We start from the raw sequence: 15,232 nt of genomic DNA on the forward strand, positions 1-15,232 counted from the left end.
GGATGAGCCGGTGGATGTGCGGAGCAAGAGCAATGTGGTGGTCACCGGCCGGTCGGACGGTCCGGTCGTGCTGCTCGCGCACGGCTTCGGTTGTGATCAGAACCTCTGGCGACTCGTTGTCCCGGCGCTGGCCGAACGGTTCCAGGTCGTCCTGTTCGATCACGTCGGCGCGGGCAAATCCGACTCCACCGCGTGGTCACCCGAGCGCTACGCGAGCTTGGACGCCTATGCCGAGGACATCCTCGACATCTGCGAGGAACTGGACCTGCGCGACGTCGTGCTCGTCGGGCATTCGGTGTCGGCCATGATCGCGGTGCTGGCGGTGAACCGGGCGCCCCGGAGGTTCGGGAAGCTCGTGCTTCTCACGCCGTCTCCCCGCTACGTCGACGACGGGGACTACCGGGGTGGGTTCAGCCGTGCCGACATCGACGAACTGCTCGAGTCCCTCGAATCCAATTATCTCGGCTGGTCGGCCACCATGGCCCCGGTGATCATGGGAAACCCCGAACGTCCGGAACTCGGCGGCGAGCTCAAGGACAGTTTCTGCCGGATGGATCCCGCGATCGCCCGCGTATTCGCCCGGGCCACCTTCCTTTCAGACAACCGCGCGGATCTGGCGGAGGTCGACGTCCCGACCTTGGTGATCCAGACCGCCCGCGACGCGATCGCCCCGCAGGAGGTCGGCCGGTTCGTCCACGCGCAGATCCCCGTCAGCGAACTGATGACCCTCGATGCGACCGGGCACTGTCCGCAACTGAGCGCGCCCGAGGCGACCGCGGAGGCGATCGCGACGTTCGCGAGACCTCGGTGAGGCCCGAAATCGGGGACGACAGGGCCGAACCGACATTCCCCGGCTTGCTCGAAGACAGCGTCGAAGACCTCTACGAGCACGCCCCGTGCGGATACCTGTCGACCTTGATGGACGGAACCATCGCGAAGCTCAACACCACGCTGCTGGACTGGCTGGGGCACGGGCGCGAAGAACTGGTCGGCAGGCGGGCCTTCTCCGACCTGCTGACCGTCGGCGGCCGGATGTACTACGAGACCCATGTCGCGCCGATGCTGGCGATGCACGGCGAAGCGAGCGGACTGGCGTTGGAACTGCGTTGCGCCGACGGGACCCGGCTCCCGGTGCTGGTGACCGCGACGGTCAAGAACGGCGCGGACGGCACCGCGCAGCTCGTCCGCGTCGTCGTCTTCGACGCCCGCGAACGCCGTGCCTACGAACAGGAACTGCTGCGCGCCCGGAATCAGGCCGACCAGGAACGCGACCGCGCGAAGAAACTCGCGTCCACACTTCAGCGGACCTTGCTGCCGCCGGTGCCGATGACCGTTCCCGGGATGGAGACGGCCGCCTATTACCACCCCGCTTCCGTCGAAGAGGTCGGCGGCGACTTCTACGATCTGTTCCCGCTCACCGGCGGGACCTGGGGGTTCTTCCTCGGCGACGTCTCGGGCAAGGGTGCGGCCGCGGCCGTGGTCACCTCGCTGGCCCGCTACACACTGCGGTCCGCAGCCGTCTACGATCCCGGCCCCGCGGCCGTTCTCGAGAACCTGAACACCGTGCTGAACCAGGAATTCCGCGGAAGCGACCCCCGGTTCTGCACAGCTGTCTACGGGTCGCTGAAGCCGGATTCCGGCGGATTCGCCGTCACCGTCGCGAGCGGCGGGCACCCGCCGGCGGTGCTGATCCGCGCGAACGGTACCGCCGAGTTCGTCGACACCCACGGGGGAATGCTCATCGGGGCGTTGCGGGACGCGCGTTTCGTGGAGGCCACCATACGGCTGACACCCGGCGACGTACTCCTGCTCTACAGCGACGGCCTCACCGAAGCGCGGCCGGCCGGTGACAGAGTGCGCTACAGCGAAGAGGGGCTCATGGAGTTCCTGAACGCGCTCGGCCCGGCCAGCGCGCAGGAGACGGTGGACGCGCTGGCCGGCCTGCTCGCCGAGTTCGGCGACGGCGTCGAGGACGACACCGCCCTGTTCGCCCTGGGAGTTCCCGTCACCACGGGGGACCGGCCGTGACCAGCGCGCTCACCGTCACCTCGCGCACCACCCCGGCCTCGACGGTGCTGACGCTCGCCGGAGAGCTCGACGTCGCCACTTCGCTCAAGGCGCGCGGGGTGATCCGGACCTTGACCGTCCGGAGTGGACGGACGCTGATCGTCGATCTTTCCGGGGTGACCTTCTGCGATTCCAGTGGGATCTCCGCGCTGTTGGCGGCCCGCAATCACGCCCTCGCCTCGGATGCCGGGATCGCGCTGGTGAACCCGCCGCGGCAGTTGCGGCGAGCCTTGAAGATCACCGGTCTCGAAGACGTCCTGCCGGTCTACGCGTCGATCGAGAACGCCGAAGAGGGCTGATCGTCCCGGTCGATGATCGCGGTGACGCGGATCTCCACCCGCATCTTCGGGGCGCCGAGTGCCGGGACGCCGGTCTCCGTCCAGATGGGCGCGCGATCGTCCAGGCGCTTCCGGAACTGGTCGACCATCACACGGTTGTGGACCTCGCTGAGGAACTCCGGGGAATCGGTCAAGTGGTACGAGTTCACAGCGATGACGTCCTGCCAGGTGGCGCCGGCCGTGGCCAGCGTCCGTTCGACGTTCTCGAAGGCTTGGACGATTTCCTCCTCCAGGGATTCGGGGAAGTTCATGGCGTCGTCCCAGCCGCCCTGTCCCGAGATCTCGACGCGATCGCCGACGCGTACCGCCTGGCTGTAGCGCATTTCGGCGAGCAGCTTGTCGCCGTATCCGGGGGTGGCGAAGAACTCCGGCTTGCTCATGGTGACCCTTCTCGTTGACTTCATGCTTGAAGTCAACGTAGCACGATTTAACTTCACGTGTGAAGTCATCGAAGGCTGGGTAGGGTTCCGCCATGGCCACCACCGCATCCCCTGATCCGAAGGACGAGGCCCTGTGGCTGACCCCGGCCGAAAAGGAGGCCTGGACCGGGCTGGTCTCCCTGGTTCTCCTGCTGCCGGGGCGGCTCGAGTCGCCGTTGCAGCACGACGCCGGGCTGACGCTGTTCGAGTACCTGACCCTCAGCCACATTTCGGAGGCACCGGAGCGGCGGCTGCGGATGAGTGAATTGGCCTACCTGGCCAACGGCTCGCTCTCGCGTCTGTCCAATGTGGTCAAAAGATTCGAACAGCGGGGGTGGGTCGAGCGTTCACCCGACCCCGAGGACGGCCGGTACACCCTCGCCGCGCTCACCGACGCCGGTTACGACGTGGTCGTCGCCGCGGCGCCCACGCACGTCCGCTCGGTGCGTGAACTCGTCCTCGACCCGCTGACCGACGACGACCAGCAGGCGCTGGCGCGGATCGCCGAGAAGCTGCGAACCCGGCCCGTCGACCTCGCCTAGCCCCCTAGGGTGGGCCGATGGACCGGTCGTGGAAGCGGATCATGACGTTGCTGGCCGAACAGGATCCGGACCGGGCGCGGGTGCTCCGGCCACCCGCGCCCGCCGCCCGGCTCCTGCGGCTCGAAGCCGTTGTGGGCCGGGCGTTCCCGGCCGATCTGCTCGTCTGGTGGTCGACGATGGACGGCGTCGACGACCACCGCGATTTCGGCGGCAACCGGGACGGCGGCCTGATTCCGGAGTCCTACCTGCCACTCGGTGTGGCACGTGCCGAGGAGGAATACCTCAGGCAGTCGAGGTTCGCCGACCCTGACTGCTGCACGCCGGAGATGACCCACCGCAAGCAGGCCGGTGACACTGGATTCCCGTTCTGCACCGCGCTCGTCCCCTTCTGTCGCGCAGTCGACGGTTGCCTGCTCTGCGTCGACCTCCGGCAAGGCGAGAGCCGCGGCCTGGTCATGGAATGGGCCCCCAGCGAAGGGTTCTTCCCTTACCACTGGGCCGGTTTGCCCGAACTCCTCGCCGAGAGCATCGATCGCCTCGAGAATCCGTGAGTCAGCCGAGGACCTTGACGGCGGCCGCCGTCGCCTGCGCCAGCATCTTGTTGTCGATCTTCGCGTCCTTGACCTTCCGGTCGGTCAGGACCGAGATGACGATCGGCGCCCGGTCCGGCGGCCAGACGACGGCGATGTCGTTGCGCGTGCCGTAGCCCGCCGTGCCCGTCTTGTCGGCGACCGGCCAGCCGGGAACCCCGGCGCGGACGTTCTGGTCGCCGGTGGTGTTGGCGCGCATCATGTCGAGGAGGATCTTGCGCTTGTCCTCGGGGAGGACGTCGCCGAGGGCGAAGGCGCGCAAGCTCGTGGCGAGGGCACGGGGCGTGCTGGTGTCGCGGATGTCGCCCGGGGCGGTGTCGTTGAGTTCGGGTTCGATCCGGTCGACGTGGATCGTCGTGTCACCGATCCCGCGCAACACCGTGGCGAGGCCCGCCGGTCCGCCGAGCTCGCGGAAGAGCAGGTTGCCGCCGGTGTTGTCGCTGTAGCGAAGGGTGGCGTCCATGATCGCGCGCAGCGGCATGCCGGTCGCGACGTGCTTCTCCGTGATCGGCGAGTCGGAGACCACGTCCTTCTGGCTGTAGGTCACCACCCGGTCCAGGTCGGCGACGGGAGTCTGCTTGAGTACCGCGCCGGCGCTGAACACCTTGTGCGTCGAGGCGTAGGCGAACCGCTCGTCGGTGCGGAAAGCGACCTCGTGGCCGGTCGCGGTGTCCACCGCATACAGCCCGAGCCTGGCGTTGAAGGCACGCTCGATCTGCTCGAAGTCGGCCTGCCCGGCCGTCGAGACCGGTGAGGCGGCGGCAGCCGAGGAGGCCGGCGGCTGTGCGGGGGCGGGGGTGGAACAGGCGGTGACGGAGACGACCGAAAGCGCCAGCAAGGCCGCTCGGACGGTCCACCGGCGAGAAGTGACGGACACGGGGATTCCTTTCAAGATCGTTCGATGTCCGTAGTCTGGCCACGGCCGTTCATGCTGTCCAAGACACGAATGAGCTGTTTCATGCGAATCAGGCATAGTATGTGGTCGTGGACCTGATCGGGAGCTGCCGGGCGTTCGTGAGCGTGAGTGAGGCGGGGACCTTCACCGCGGGAGCGGCCATCGCCCGGATTCCCCAGCCCGTGGCGAGCCGTCGTATCGCCGCACTGGAGAAGCATTTCGGCGAGCGGCTGTTCGACCGCACCACCCGCCGCGCGCGGCTCACCCCGTTCGGCCGCGACATGCTGCCGACGGCGAAGCGCCTGGTGCAGCTGGCCGACGCCATGGAGCACGACGCGCGGCGTGCCAAACTGCGGCCGATGCGACTCGCCGTGCCGGAGACCTGCACCACCCGCGAACTCGCCGAACTCGACGCTGCGGCCCGCGCACTCGACGTCTTCCTGGAGTTCCGGCGGGCCTTGCCGGGGGAGCGGGCCGAACTCGTTCGTACGCAGGAAGTCCGCGCGGCCCTCACGGCCGTCCCTGCGGAAGAGGGTGCTTGGCGGGTCACGCTGGGTCTGGCCGGCGGCGTCAAATCGAGGGCCGGCGCCCTCCATCTGGAAACGCTGCGGGTGGGACGGTCCGGCCGCCCGGCACGCCGGGTGTGGATCCAGCCCGAGGACGACGTCCCGCATATCCGTGACCGCCTGTTCCGCGTCCGTGATTCGGTAGGACTGCGGCCCGCGCAGGTCGTCGTCGCCGACTCGCTCACCGCGGCCGCGGGGGCCGTGTTCGGATCGGCCGATCTGCTGCTGTGTTCGGCGGCCCAGGCCGCCGAACTCGGTCTGGAATGGCGGCCGGCCGGGGAGATCCGGCTCGCTCGCGGTTTCGAGATCACGGCAGGCTTGGGCGAGGACGCGCAGCGGCTCCGCACGCGCCTGTGGCCCGACATCGCCCGGTGTCTCGGCGCCGAGGAAACCGAGGAGAGGTCATGAACACGGAAACGCTGCTCCTGCGGTTGCGCGAGGAACTGGACGACGGCGGGCTGCGCGGCTCGTTCCTGGTGCGAGACCTGCGTACCGGATACGAGGTCGGCATCGACCCCGAGCTGGAGTTCCCGAGCGCCTCGCTGGTGAAGATCCCGCTCGCGGCGGCGACCCTGGAGAGGATCCGCCGGGGCGAACTGGACGGTTCGGCGCCGATCGACGTCGAACCGGGCCGGGCGACCGCGCCCGGGCCCACCGGCCTGACCCGGTTCCGGCATCCGGCCAAGGTGGCCATCGACGACCTGCTCTACCTGACGATGGCGATCAGCGACGAAACCGCCGCGGACTCACTTTTCGCGCTGACACCACCCGCCGAGGTCACCAGGATGCTGCGCGACTGGGGCGTCCTCGGCATCACGGCGCGACATCCGGCCGGAGATCTGAGCGACACGCCCGCGGAACGCTTCGATCCCACTGACGTCCATCTCGCGCACGCGCTCGCCATCAGCGCGGGCACGGCGGGACAAGGACATCCCGTTCCCCAGCTGGACATCACGCGCGCAAGTGCCGGATCCGCTCGCGCCTACATCGGTCTGCTCGAAGCACTGTGGAAACCGTCCGAAATAGACGAATCCGTCGCCGGACGGGTACGCGAACTCATGGGGCTCAACCTGTTGCGCCAACGGCTGAGCCCCGACTTCGTCTCCGACGCCACGAAATGGTCGTCGAAGACGGGAACGGTGCTGAACATGCGGCACGAAGTCGGTGTCGTCGAGCATGCCGACGGCGGAGTCTTCGCGGTCGCCGCGCTGACCGAATCCCGCGTTTCCGCGGCGATCCAGCCGGAGGCGGAAGTGCTGATGGCCCGGGTGGCTCGGACGCTGCGCGACCACCTGCGCGTGGCCTGACCCGGGAGGATCACCCGGCCTTGAGATAGCCGGACAGCATCGTCACCATCTCGTTCTCCAGTCGGACGGGGTCGACCGGTTCCGGCGCCGCGACGAGCGGGTGCACGCCGAAATGCAGGGTCGAGAGCACCAGCCGGGTCGCGGTGTCCAGATCGGTCACCCGGACCTCGGGGTGGCGACCGAACAGTGCGCGGAAGTAGTCGAAGTTCTCCTGCTCGTACTGCTGGATCCGGTCCAGCAGCGCCGGGGCGTGGGGCACCTGCTCGATCATCAGGCGCAACAGCCGGGGATCGTCCTGGTGGTTCTCGATCTGGGCCCGGATGAACACGCGGAGGAGCTCTTCGAGTGATTCGGGCAGCTCGCCGTCCTGGCCGAGCGCCATCGCCGCCCGGCCCTCTTCGAGGTGCAGGGTCAGGAGTTCGAGCAGGATCGCGTCCTTGTTCGGGAAGTACTGGTACAGCGAGCCGATCGAGATCCTGGCCCGTTCGGCGATGCGGTTCGTGGTGCCCGCGGCATAGCCGTACTCGGTGAAAATGTGAGCAGCCGCGTCGAGGATCCGCTTCCGGGTGAGCTCCGCGCGGACCTGGCGTGGCTGTTTACGTGGCTGAAGCCGGCGTTGGCCCGACGTCATGACACCTCCTGCGGGACGGCGCGAAAGCGAGTAGCGCGCGAGCTGAACAATTGCTCATAATAGTGCCATGACCTGGGCGTTCGCCCCGACCACGTGATCCACCCGGAAAGGAACCTGTGATGACGCACGTCCGCATCCGGCCCCGGCCGGTCACGCTCGCCGAGGTCCGGGCCCGGCTCGGCGAGCCCGAGGCGATGATCAAGGGCAAGAAGCAGGACCGCATCGACGAGTTCGCCCTGCGGTTCATCGCCCATTCGCCGTTCCTGACGCTGGCCACCGCGGACGCGGAAGGCCGGCTGGACTGTTCGCCTCGCGGTGACTACCCGGGTTTCGTGAAGGTGCTCGACGAGCACACGCTCGCGATCCCCGACCGGCCGGGCAACAAACTCGCCGACTCCTTCACCAACATCGCCGAGAACGGCGAGGCCGGGCTGCTCTTCTTCATCCCGGGCATGCGGGAGACGTTGCGGGTCAACGGCCGCGCCTATCCCACCGACGAGCCCGACGTCCTCGCCCGGATGCAGATCGAGGCGCGCGAACCGATCCTGGCCATCGTCGTCGAGGTCGCGGAGGCGTTCTTCCACTGTGGACGCGCGCTGATCCGGTCCCGGATGTGGGATCCGGCGAGTCAGGCACTGGCCGAGGAGATGCCGTCGGTCGGCGAGGTCGCGGCCGCCCAGATGGACCTCGATCCGGCGATGCTCGAACAGGCCCTCGAAGCCGGTTACCGCGAACTGTACTGACGGGATTCTTCATGCAGCAGACGATCATCGACCGGATCGAGCCGATCGCCGAAGACGTGGTCTCGCTCGTCTTGCGCGGTGTCGGCGGACCGCTGGCGCCCTGGCAACCGGGGGCGCATATCGACCTCACCCTGCCGAACTGGCTGACCCGGCAGTATTCCCTCTGCGGCGACCCGGCCGAGCGTGACCGCTACCGCGTCGCGGTCCGGCACGATCACCTCAGCCGCGGCGGCTCGGAGTACGTTCACCGTTTCCTCCGCCTGGCACGCCCTCTCGAAGTTTCCTTGCCGCGCAACCATTTTCCGCTGGAACCGGCGCCGGAATACCTCTTCGTCGCCGGAGGGATCGGGATCACGCCCCTCAAGCCCATGCTGCGTTCGGCGAGCGAATCGGGGGCCGTGGTCACGCTGGTCTACGTCGGCCGATCGCGCGCGTCCATGCCCTTCGCCGACGAACTCGTCGCCACGTACGGCGATCGGGTACGGATCTTCGCGACCGAAGAGAGCGGAAGGCCCGACTTCGCCACACTCGCCGCCGGTCTGGGTCCCGAGGCACTGGTCTTCTGCTGCGGGCCCGCGCCGATGCTCGCCGCCGCCGACGAGGCGTTTCCCGCCGGACGTCTCCGCGCGGAGCGATTCCGTCCCGCCGTCCGGGAGTTCGCGCCCGACACCGCGTTCGAAGCAGTCTGTGCCCGAAGTGGACAGACGATCGAGGTCCCGGCGGGAAAGCCGTTGCTGGGCGCGCTGAACCACGCCGGAATACCGGTGCCGTCAGGCTGTCGTGAAGGCGTCTGCGGTAGCTGCGAGATCACCGTCCTCGACGGCGAGCCCGAACACCGCGACGACATCGGCGCCCCCGAGGGCCGGATGTACCCCTGCGTTTCCCGAGCGCTCTCACCACGACTGATTCTGGATCTGTGAAGGGAAAACGAAAGTGCTGCCCAGGATCAAATCACCCGAGTCCAGGAAGATGGTCACCCTTGAGGTGGTGGCGACACACCGGACGAGTCCCGCGTTCCTGACCGTCACACTAGGCGGCCCACAGCTGCAGGATTTCAAACCGATGGGCTACGACCAGGTCGTCCGGCTGTTCTTCCCGCGGCCGGGACAACCGGGGCTGCGCATGCCGACGCTGTCCAACGAAGCCTGGATGGCCGAACTGCTGGTACTGCCGAAGTCCCGCCGTCCGTGGGTGCGCAACTTCACCGTCCGCCGCGCCCGCCCGGAACTCGACGAGGTGGACATCGAATTCGCGCTGCACGCGGATTCCCCCGCGTCGTCGTGGGCCCGCGGTGCCCGGCCCGGAGACCCGGCCGGAATCTTCGACATGGGCGTGACCTACCTGCCGCCCGCGCGCGCCGAATGGCAACTGCTGGCCGGGGACGAGAGCGCCGTGCCCGCGATCCTGGCCATCCTCGAACACGCGCCGCCGGACCTCGTCGCGGACGTGTACCTGGAAGTGCCGGAGACCGCCGACATCCGCGAAGTCGAGGCTCCCGAAGGAGTTCGCGTGCACTGGCTTCCGCGCGACGAACCCGGGCGCCCGCCGGGCACGCTGGCGCTGGAGACGATCCGGCGCGCGGAGCCGCGGGAGGGCCGGTCCTACACCTGGGTGGCGGGGGAGTCGCGGCTGGCCACCGGGCTGCGCCGCCACCTGACCGGCGAGCGTGGTGTGCCGAAGTCGGACATCGCCTTCTTCGGTTACTGGCGGCAGGGTCGCTCCAGCCCGGGCTGACGCCTTCACCTGGCGACCCTTCGCTCACCGGCGAAGAGCGAGCGTTCCAGTTCGTCGGGCGCACAGCCGTGTTCCTCGGCCCAGCGGGCGAGCAGGCCGCAGTAGCGTCCGTAGGAGTCCGCTGGCCAGGGACCGGCGCGGTGCAAGGAATCCCAGCCGCAGTGTTCCCGCAGCGCGGTCGCGACGACGCGGTCGAGGATGAGGCACGGGTGGTCCGGCGCGCCGCCGCCGGCGAAGTAGAGGAACTTCGTGAAGAAGGACGGGCCGAGTCCGGTGATCAGGTTGCGTTTCTCCGGCCGGAGGATCGCGTACGCCCGCTCCGGATCACGCCGGGACTCCTCGGCGGCCCTGGTCAGGAGGTCTTCGGCGCGCGGCACGTCCTTCTGGATGCTGTTGAGTCGTTGGCTGTTCTGCCTCAGGTGACTCCCGGATCCCCAGGCGAGGGTTCGCCACAGTAGTGCGAAAACGTCGCCGTCCGATTTCCAGACGTCGGCACGGGTCAGCGTCGGGGCCGTCGGTGCGGGTCCGGGCAGCTTCCGTGCGGTGACCGCGTCCTGCCACCACCGGTGCCGGATGCGGATGGCGTGGGCGTCGACGGTGTCCCGGCGCGGGGAGGTGGGTACCGCCCAGTCCGGCAGGGACAGGGTGCTGAGCTCGGTCGCGGGCATGACCACAGGGTCGCGGGCGGGCCGGAGGCGTTACGCGTGGTGTCGAGATCCTGCCATGTCGGGTATCCGCCAGCTTCGAGCCGTGTGTGGAAGCTGATCACCTGTCTTTACTTCTCGTACGGACGTCGGGGGCTCCTGTCGAAAGGGATCATGGTGATCAGTAGTACGAAGATGACGCGGAGAGGGGCGGTGGCCGCGCTGGCCGGGGCGTTCCTCGCCTCGGGCCTGGTGCTGGCTCCCGCCGCGGGTGCGGCACCCGCCGTGAAGGCCGACCCGGACACCGCTGCGCTCGCGGGCGCGCTGACCGGGCAGGCCGTGGCGTGGGGCGAGTGCTCGTTCCCCTCGGTCGCTCCGGCGACGGAAGCCGAACTGAAGAAGGTCAAGGGCCTCGCCTGCGCCACCATCCAGGTGCCGCGTGACTGGCACAACCCGCAGGACGGCAACACCATCGGCATCCGGGTCTCCAAGACCGCGACCGCCTTCCCCGGCACCGGCCGTCAGGGCATCGCGCTGGTCAACCCGGGCGGACCCGGCGGCGAGGGCCTGCCGTGGGGCGCCGCGATGGCGAAGCGCACCCCGGTGCTGGCCGGGCAGTACGACTTCATCGGCTTCGACCCGCGCGGTGTCGGCCAGAGCACGCCGCTGACCTGCAGCTACACCGTCCCGGACAGCACCGATCAGAACGTGATCAACCGGGCCAAGGTCGCCGGCTGCCTGGCGAACCCGCTGACGAAGTTCATCACCACCGAGCAGACCGCGTACGACATGGACTTCATCCGGGTCATCCTCGGGGAGAAGAAGACCAGCTACATCGGTTACTCGTACGGCACCTGGCTCGGCACCTGGTACGCCACCACGTTCCCCAGCAAGGCGCACCGGTTCCTGCTCGACTCCTCGACCGACGCGAGCCGCACGACCCTGGAGAAGACCTGGGACCTGCAGCCCCGCAGCCGTGACCGTCAGTTCCAGGACGCGCTGCTGCCCTACATCGCGCGCAACGACGCCAAGTACAAGGCGGGCACCGACCCGCTGGAGATCCGGCGCAACTGGGAGAAGGCGGGCGGCACCCGGGAATTCGCGGGCATGCTCTACGCCGCCTGGTTCATCATCCCGGCGATGTACGACACCACGCAGTACCCTTCGGCCGCGTCCATGGTGGTCGCGCTCGCGAAGGGACCGGCGCCCGCCGGGACCGACGCCGAGAAGCTCGAGCAGGTCGTCGCGAAGGCGCTGGCCACTCCCGGCCTTACCGACGCGAACAAGGCGTTCCTGACCAAGGCCAAGGGCAACGCGCTGGAGGCCATCGCCAAGAAGGACTCGGTCGAGCGCAAGGCCTCCTACCAGGGCGGCGCCGAGGTCGAGACCTGGGACGCGACCTTCGAGGCGATCCGCTGCCAGGACGGCCAGTGGAACCAGAACCTGCACTACTGGAACTACTGGCAGGCCGACCTGACCGTGAACGCCCCGTTCATCGCGCCGATCATGGCCCAGTCGGGCGCTCCGCTGTGCGCGTTCTGGCCGACCACCAACGCCAAGCCGGCTCCCGACGCGAAGACGTTCCCGAAACTGCTGATCGCCCAGACCGAACTCGACGCGGCGACGCCGTACGAGGGCGGGCTCGCCACCGCGAACGGCCTCCCGGGCGCGAAGATGATCAGCGTCGACAACGAAGGCAGCCACGGGATCTTCCCGTACAACACCGACTGCGTCGACGACCCGATCGTCGCCTACTTCCAGACCGGTCTGACGCCGAAGAAGAAGTTCACCGGCTGCCAGGGCCTGCCGCTGCCCAATGAGGACAAGACCTTCGAGGTCGGCGGTCACCTCGGACACGACGGGAAGATCAAGATCAAGATGATCACCCCCGAGGTCCGCAAGGCGAACGAAATCGTGCGCGAACTCCTCGAAGGCACCGCCACGCCGGCGGCCGACGAGAAGGGTATGCCCGCGAACGCCTAGTGACTCCTGGTCCGTGAAGGCCTCCTTGAGGGACCCAGGGTCCCTCAAGGAGGCTTTCATGGACCCGAGGGCATGACATGGAGATGATCAAGGATCGTCGCAGGTCAGAGATCCGTGAGTGGATCTTGTTACGACCATCGACGTGGGCGTGGGCATGGACTTCGCCCATGAGCTTGATCAGCTCGTCGTCATCGGGTTACGGTCGCCTTGCAGGGATCGCCGCGCGTGCGCACGGCGAGAGGCAGATCCCTCCATGTCCACGAAGACGCGGAAACCCAGGCGTGGTCTGGGGTACAGCGTTGAGGAAATTCATCGGCAGGCCGGTACCAGGTACCGGGCCTACGTCTGGGACGCGGTAGCCCAGAGGAAACAGAGCGTCCCAGCTCCGGACGGCTCGAAGACCTTCGAGTTCTACGAGCAGGCCGAGGCCGCGGCGAAGGTCTTACGCCAGCGGATCGATGGCACCTACACCGACGCGGGTCTTCCCGTCCAACGCCAGTCGAGGCGATTCCTGTTCGAGGAGTACGCCGCTCTCTGGCTGACGACCCAGGGAGGTACCGCCGCGACCCGTCGGGCGCGCAAGTACGGCGTGAACACCCTCAATAAGGCGTTCGGCAAGCGGATGATGGACGAGCTGACCGAGACGGACTTCAAGGCGTGGGACGCCGCCGAAGAAGCCCGAGGCATGTCGACGTCCATACGCCAACAGCGGATCTGGGTGCTGCGGGCGATGATGCAGCAGGCCCAGAAGGATGGCGTACGTCCCGACAATCCGGCCGCCGACGTCTGGGTCAAGGCGCACCGCAACCGGGCGCCGCGCTACCTGACCTTGCAGGAGCTATACACCCTGATCGCGTTCGCGCCGATGTGGTTCTGGCCCGCGATCCTCCTCGGCTACTTCGTCGGGCTCCGCGCCGGAGAGATCGCCGGCCTCCGCTGGGAACGGATCGACCTCGATAGCAACAATCCGCACGTCCTGGTTTCGGACGTGATGGAGCCCGGACGGACGCTGCGGACCTTCCCGAAGGGCACGGAGGCTGAGCCGGTCGCCCTGCCGCCAGTCGTGGTGAATGCCTTGAAGGTGCTGCGGAAGTGGCGCGGCTCTGTCGAACGCGAGGACCACGTCTTCCTCAACACGCTGGGCAGGCCGATCGACTCGGACTACCCGAACAAGGTGCTGGCCAAGACGTGGAAACGCTCCGGACTTCCCGGCCAGCGTCCCGTGTTCCACCACCTCAGGCATAACACCGGCAACAACCTCGCCGAGGCGGATGCGCCCGCCCCCGTGATCATGGCCGTGCTGCGGCACAAGAGCCTGGCCACGTCGCAGAAGTACATCAAGGCCGTGGACACCAGGCGTCAGCAAGCGTGGATGGCTCGCGCCCACGAGGTCGCCGAGATGCCGAACGCCCAGGTCGTCGAGTTCCCCGCTCATCGCGAGAGGGGGGACGCGCCGAAGCAGGCTGTGGCCAGCTAGCTGGTGTTGGGCGGCCCCTCGCACGCCGTTGCCGGATCGTCCTCCGGGAGATCGGTCAGCGCGTTCAGGAGCTTGAACATCCCTGATGTCGGGGGCTGCCCAGCCCGCCAGCTGATCAGCATGTGGCCGTCGCGGTCGACCACCTTGATCGGCTGTGCCTGGTCCGCAGGGCCGAATTCCCACTTAATCCGGTCGACCACTGGGGGCCACTCTCCCTTCCCTCGGCGCGCGGCTGAGACCCCCTCGACCGAATGGCGCACGATTCTGCCGGTATTCGTCCTACGTTAGGTGCACTAAACAAGCAGTATCACATGTTTGTCGATACTCAGCGTGTGTTTTAGGGACACTCTCCGAGCGTGCGGATGACCGCCCTAGCTGCTCGTTTGTCACGACGGGACAACGCCCGGTAGTCCGTCAGTAATTCCTGCTCGTCCCGATCGGCTTCAGTCTCCAGGTCGATTCCGTCGTCGGCGGCCATCGCCTGTACGACGTCGTTGACCTCGACTTTGAGTACCTTCGCGATGGCCCGGATCATCTCCCATTTCGGCAACCGGTCGGGGCGCTCAGGTCGGAACAGATAGTTGAGCTGATGGAGAGCGATCCCCGCCTCTTCCGCAAGCTGCTCGCGAGACGCCCCTGGCCGAGCCTTGGTGAACAGTGCTTCGAGGTGTTCGGCGGGCATCACGAAATCCTTCGACTAGCGGTGGCGGCGCGGCCTATCGTCCCGCGATTCGGGACTAGGGCCGGTAGGCCGATCGGGTGGAACGGATCTTGTCAAGTTTATGTCCGGTTTGCTGCCGGACCCCCCGCCGTAACACCCGGTTGGCTCAGTTGTCGTCTCACGATGCCACCAAGATGGGCGCACGTCGTCTCACATTCGCTAGAAAAGTTGGATTTTTCGCAAACGGAGTGGCAACGTCGAAGACGCTCCGCTCGGCGCGAACGAACCTCGTATCTCACAGCGCACGCGCGGTCTACCTGCTTTTACGTGCCAGGGCGGAGCTATGGGACAGCGAAGGAAGGTGGTGGCAGTGCAGATCCCAGCTGACGAGGAAGCGTATCCGCTTGACGAAGTTTTACAACGGCTCAACATCACGAAGCCGACCTTCTATCGCTACAGGCGGCGTGGCTGGATTGCGACGTTCCAGCACGGCGGCAGGACCTACGTCAAGGAGTCCTGGATCAGGGACTACTTCGCCCGGCGGGCCGAGGAAGGCGCGAAGGCCCGCTCCAAGGCCGAGCGCGCCGAACGCTCGCGTAAAAGCGCCTGACGAGATCACCTGAACGTGGGGTGGC

At 67.6% G+C, this 15,232-nt stretch carries 19 protein-coding genes; 13 read left to right on the forward strand and 6 right to left on the reverse strand.

What is annotated here, in order from left to right; all coding sequences use genetic code 11:
• The first annotated feature begins 10 nt into the window (after positions 1-10).
• The 3 genes from H5J31_RS04895 to H5J31_RS04905 are packed head-to-tail and all read left to right on the forward strand — an operon-like array spanning position 11 to position 2,366.
• Entirely contained in the window at positions 11-811 is an 801-nt protein-coding gene (locus H5J31_RS04895; RefSeq protein WP_181771236.1) for an alpha/beta fold hydrolase, read from the forward strand.
• Between the two features lie 44 nt (positions 812-855).
• A complete protein-coding gene (locus tag H5J31_RS04900; RefSeq protein ID WP_181771237.1) occupies positions 856-2,028 on the forward strand; it encodes a PP2C family protein-serine/threonine phosphatase in 1,173 nt (390 codons plus the stop codon).
• Positions 2,025-2,366, forward strand: coding sequence for an STAS domain-containing protein (locus H5J31_RS04905; RefSeq protein ID WP_181771238.1), 342 nt, complete (start codon positions 2,025-2,027; stop codon positions 2,364-2,366). The genes H5J31_RS04900 and H5J31_RS04905 overlap by 4 nt, the downstream gene beginning before the upstream one ends.
• Here H5J31_RS04905 and H5J31_RS04910 read toward each other — a convergent pair.
• Positions 2,333-2,785 (reverse strand): Rid family hydrolase, encoded by a 453-nt coding sequence (locus H5J31_RS04910; protein WP_181771239.1) that lies wholly within the window; start codon positions 2,783-2,785, stop codon positions 2,333-2,335. The genes H5J31_RS04905 and H5J31_RS04910 overlap by 34 nt on opposite strands.
• 92 nt (positions 2,786-2,877) lie before the next feature.
• Between H5J31_RS04910 and H5J31_RS04915 the strand changes: the two genes are divergently transcribed.
• Positions 2,878-3,366 (forward strand): MarR family winged helix-turn-helix transcriptional regulator, encoded by a 489-nt coding sequence (locus tag H5J31_RS04915; RefSeq protein ID WP_181771240.1) that lies wholly within the window; start codon positions 2,878-2,880, stop codon positions 3,364-3,366.
• 17 nt (positions 3,367-3,383) lie between these two features.
• Entirely contained in the window at positions 3,384-3,917 is a 534-nt protein-coding gene (locus tag H5J31_RS04920) for an SMI1/KNR4 family protein (RefSeq protein WP_236004703.1), read from the forward strand.
• Position 3,918: 1 nt separating this feature from the next.
• Here the strand turns inward: H5J31_RS04920 and bla are convergent, their stop codons facing one another.
• Positions 3,919-4,833 (reverse strand): class A beta-lactamase, encoded by a 915-nt coding sequence (gene bla / locus H5J31_RS04925; protein ID WP_181771241.1) that lies wholly within the window; start codon positions 4,831-4,833, stop codon positions 3,919-3,921.
• 101 nt (positions 4,834-4,934) lie between these two features.
• On the opposite strand from bla, the gene H5J31_RS04930 reads away from it, so the two are divergent.
• Both H5J31_RS04930 and H5J31_RS04935 read left to right on the forward strand, forming a co-directional pair.
• The gene (locus H5J31_RS04930) at positions 4,935-5,825 is read left to right on the forward strand and encodes a LysR family transcriptional regulator (RefSeq protein ID WP_181771242.1); all 891 of its coding nucleotides are present in this window, start codon (positions 4,935-4,937) and stop codon (positions 5,823-5,825) included.
• Positions 5,822-6,724: a serine hydrolase gene (locus tag H5J31_RS04935; RefSeq protein ID WP_181771243.1), complete on the forward strand. Its 903-nt coding sequence runs from the start codon at positions 5,822-5,824 to the stop codon at positions 6,722-6,724. The genes H5J31_RS04930 and H5J31_RS04935 overlap by 4 nt, the downstream gene beginning before the upstream one ends.
• A 10-nt stretch (positions 6,725-6,734) precedes the next feature.
• Here H5J31_RS04935 and H5J31_RS04940 read toward each other — a convergent pair whose 3' ends face one another.
• Entirely contained in the window at positions 6,735-7,355 is a 621-nt protein-coding gene (locus tag H5J31_RS04940) for a TetR/AcrR family transcriptional regulator (protein ID WP_181771244.1), read from the reverse strand.
• Between the two features lie 119 nt (positions 7,356-7,474).
• On the opposite strand from H5J31_RS04940, the gene H5J31_RS04945 reads away from it, so the two are divergent.
• From H5J31_RS04945 to H5J31_RS04955, 3 genes are all read left to right on the forward strand, one after another.
• The gene (locus H5J31_RS04945; protein ID WP_181771245.1) at positions 7,475-8,098 is read left to right on the forward strand and encodes an MSMEG_1061 family FMN-dependent PPOX-type flavoprotein; all 624 of its coding nucleotides are present in this window, start codon (positions 7,475-7,477) and stop codon (positions 8,096-8,098) included.
• Positions 8,099-8,109: 11 nt separating this feature from the next.
• Positions 8,110-9,018 carry a PDR/VanB family oxidoreductase gene (locus H5J31_RS04950; RefSeq protein WP_181771246.1) on the forward strand — a complete coding sequence of 303 codons (909 nt, stop codon included), beginning with the start codon at positions 8,110-8,112 and terminating at the stop codon, positions 9,016-9,018.
• Between the two features lie 67 nt (positions 9,019-9,085).
• A complete protein-coding gene (locus tag H5J31_RS04955) occupies positions 9,086-9,832 on the forward strand; it encodes a siderophore-interacting protein (protein WP_328701378.1) in 747 nt (248 codons plus the stop codon).
• A gap of 5 nt (positions 9,833-9,837) precedes the next feature.
• Here the strand turns inward: H5J31_RS04955 and H5J31_RS04960 are convergent, their stop codons facing one another.
• Positions 9,838-10,500 carry an 8-oxoguanine DNA glycosylase OGG fold protein gene (locus tag H5J31_RS04960; protein ID WP_181771248.1) on the reverse strand — a complete coding sequence of 221 codons (663 nt, stop codon included), beginning with the start codon at positions 10,498-10,500 and terminating at the stop codon, positions 9,838-9,840.
• Positions 10,501-10,671: 171 nt separating this feature from the next.
• On the opposite strand from H5J31_RS04960, the gene H5J31_RS04965 reads away from it, so the two are divergent.
• Together H5J31_RS04965 and H5J31_RS04970 are read left to right on the forward strand one after the other, a co-directional pair.
• A complete protein-coding gene (locus tag H5J31_RS04965) occupies positions 10,672-12,459 on the forward strand; it encodes an alpha/beta hydrolase (protein ID WP_207897465.1) in 1,788 nt (595 codons plus the stop codon).
• 253 nt (positions 12,460-12,712) lie between these two features.
• Positions 12,713-13,936, forward strand: a complete 1,224-nt coding sequence (locus H5J31_RS04970) for a tyrosine-type recombinase/integrase (RefSeq protein WP_181771249.1) — start codon at positions 12,713-12,715, stop codon at positions 13,934-13,936.
• Here the strand turns inward: H5J31_RS04970 and H5J31_RS04975 are convergent.
• Both H5J31_RS04975 and H5J31_RS04980 read right to left on the reverse strand, forming a co-directional pair.
• A complete protein-coding gene (locus tag H5J31_RS04975) occupies positions 13,933-14,136 on the reverse strand; it encodes a hypothetical protein (protein ID WP_181771250.1) in 204 nt (67 codons plus the stop codon). The genes H5J31_RS04970 and H5J31_RS04975 overlap by 4 nt on opposite strands.
• 137 nt (positions 14,137-14,273) lie before the next feature.
• The gene (locus H5J31_RS04980) at positions 14,274-14,618 is read right to left on the reverse strand and encodes a hypothetical protein (RefSeq protein ID WP_181771251.1); all 345 of its coding nucleotides are present in this window, start codon (positions 14,616-14,618) and stop codon (positions 14,274-14,276) included.
• A 343-nt stretch (positions 14,619-14,961) separates the two neighbouring features.
• Between H5J31_RS04980 and H5J31_RS04985 the strand changes: the two genes are divergently transcribed.
• The gene (locus H5J31_RS04985; RefSeq protein ID WP_181771252.1) at positions 14,962-15,207 is read left to right on the forward strand and encodes a helix-turn-helix domain-containing protein; all 246 of its coding nucleotides are present in this window, start codon (positions 14,962-14,964) and stop codon (positions 15,205-15,207) included.
• Positions 15,208-15,232: the final 25 nt, after the last annotated feature.

The sequence above is a fragment of the Amycolatopsis pittospori genome (assembly GCF_013870525.1).
In the GTDB taxonomy this organism is placed as follows: Bacteria; Actinomycetota; Actinomycetes; order Mycobacteriales; family Pseudonocardiaceae; genus Amycolatopsis; species Amycolatopsis pittospori.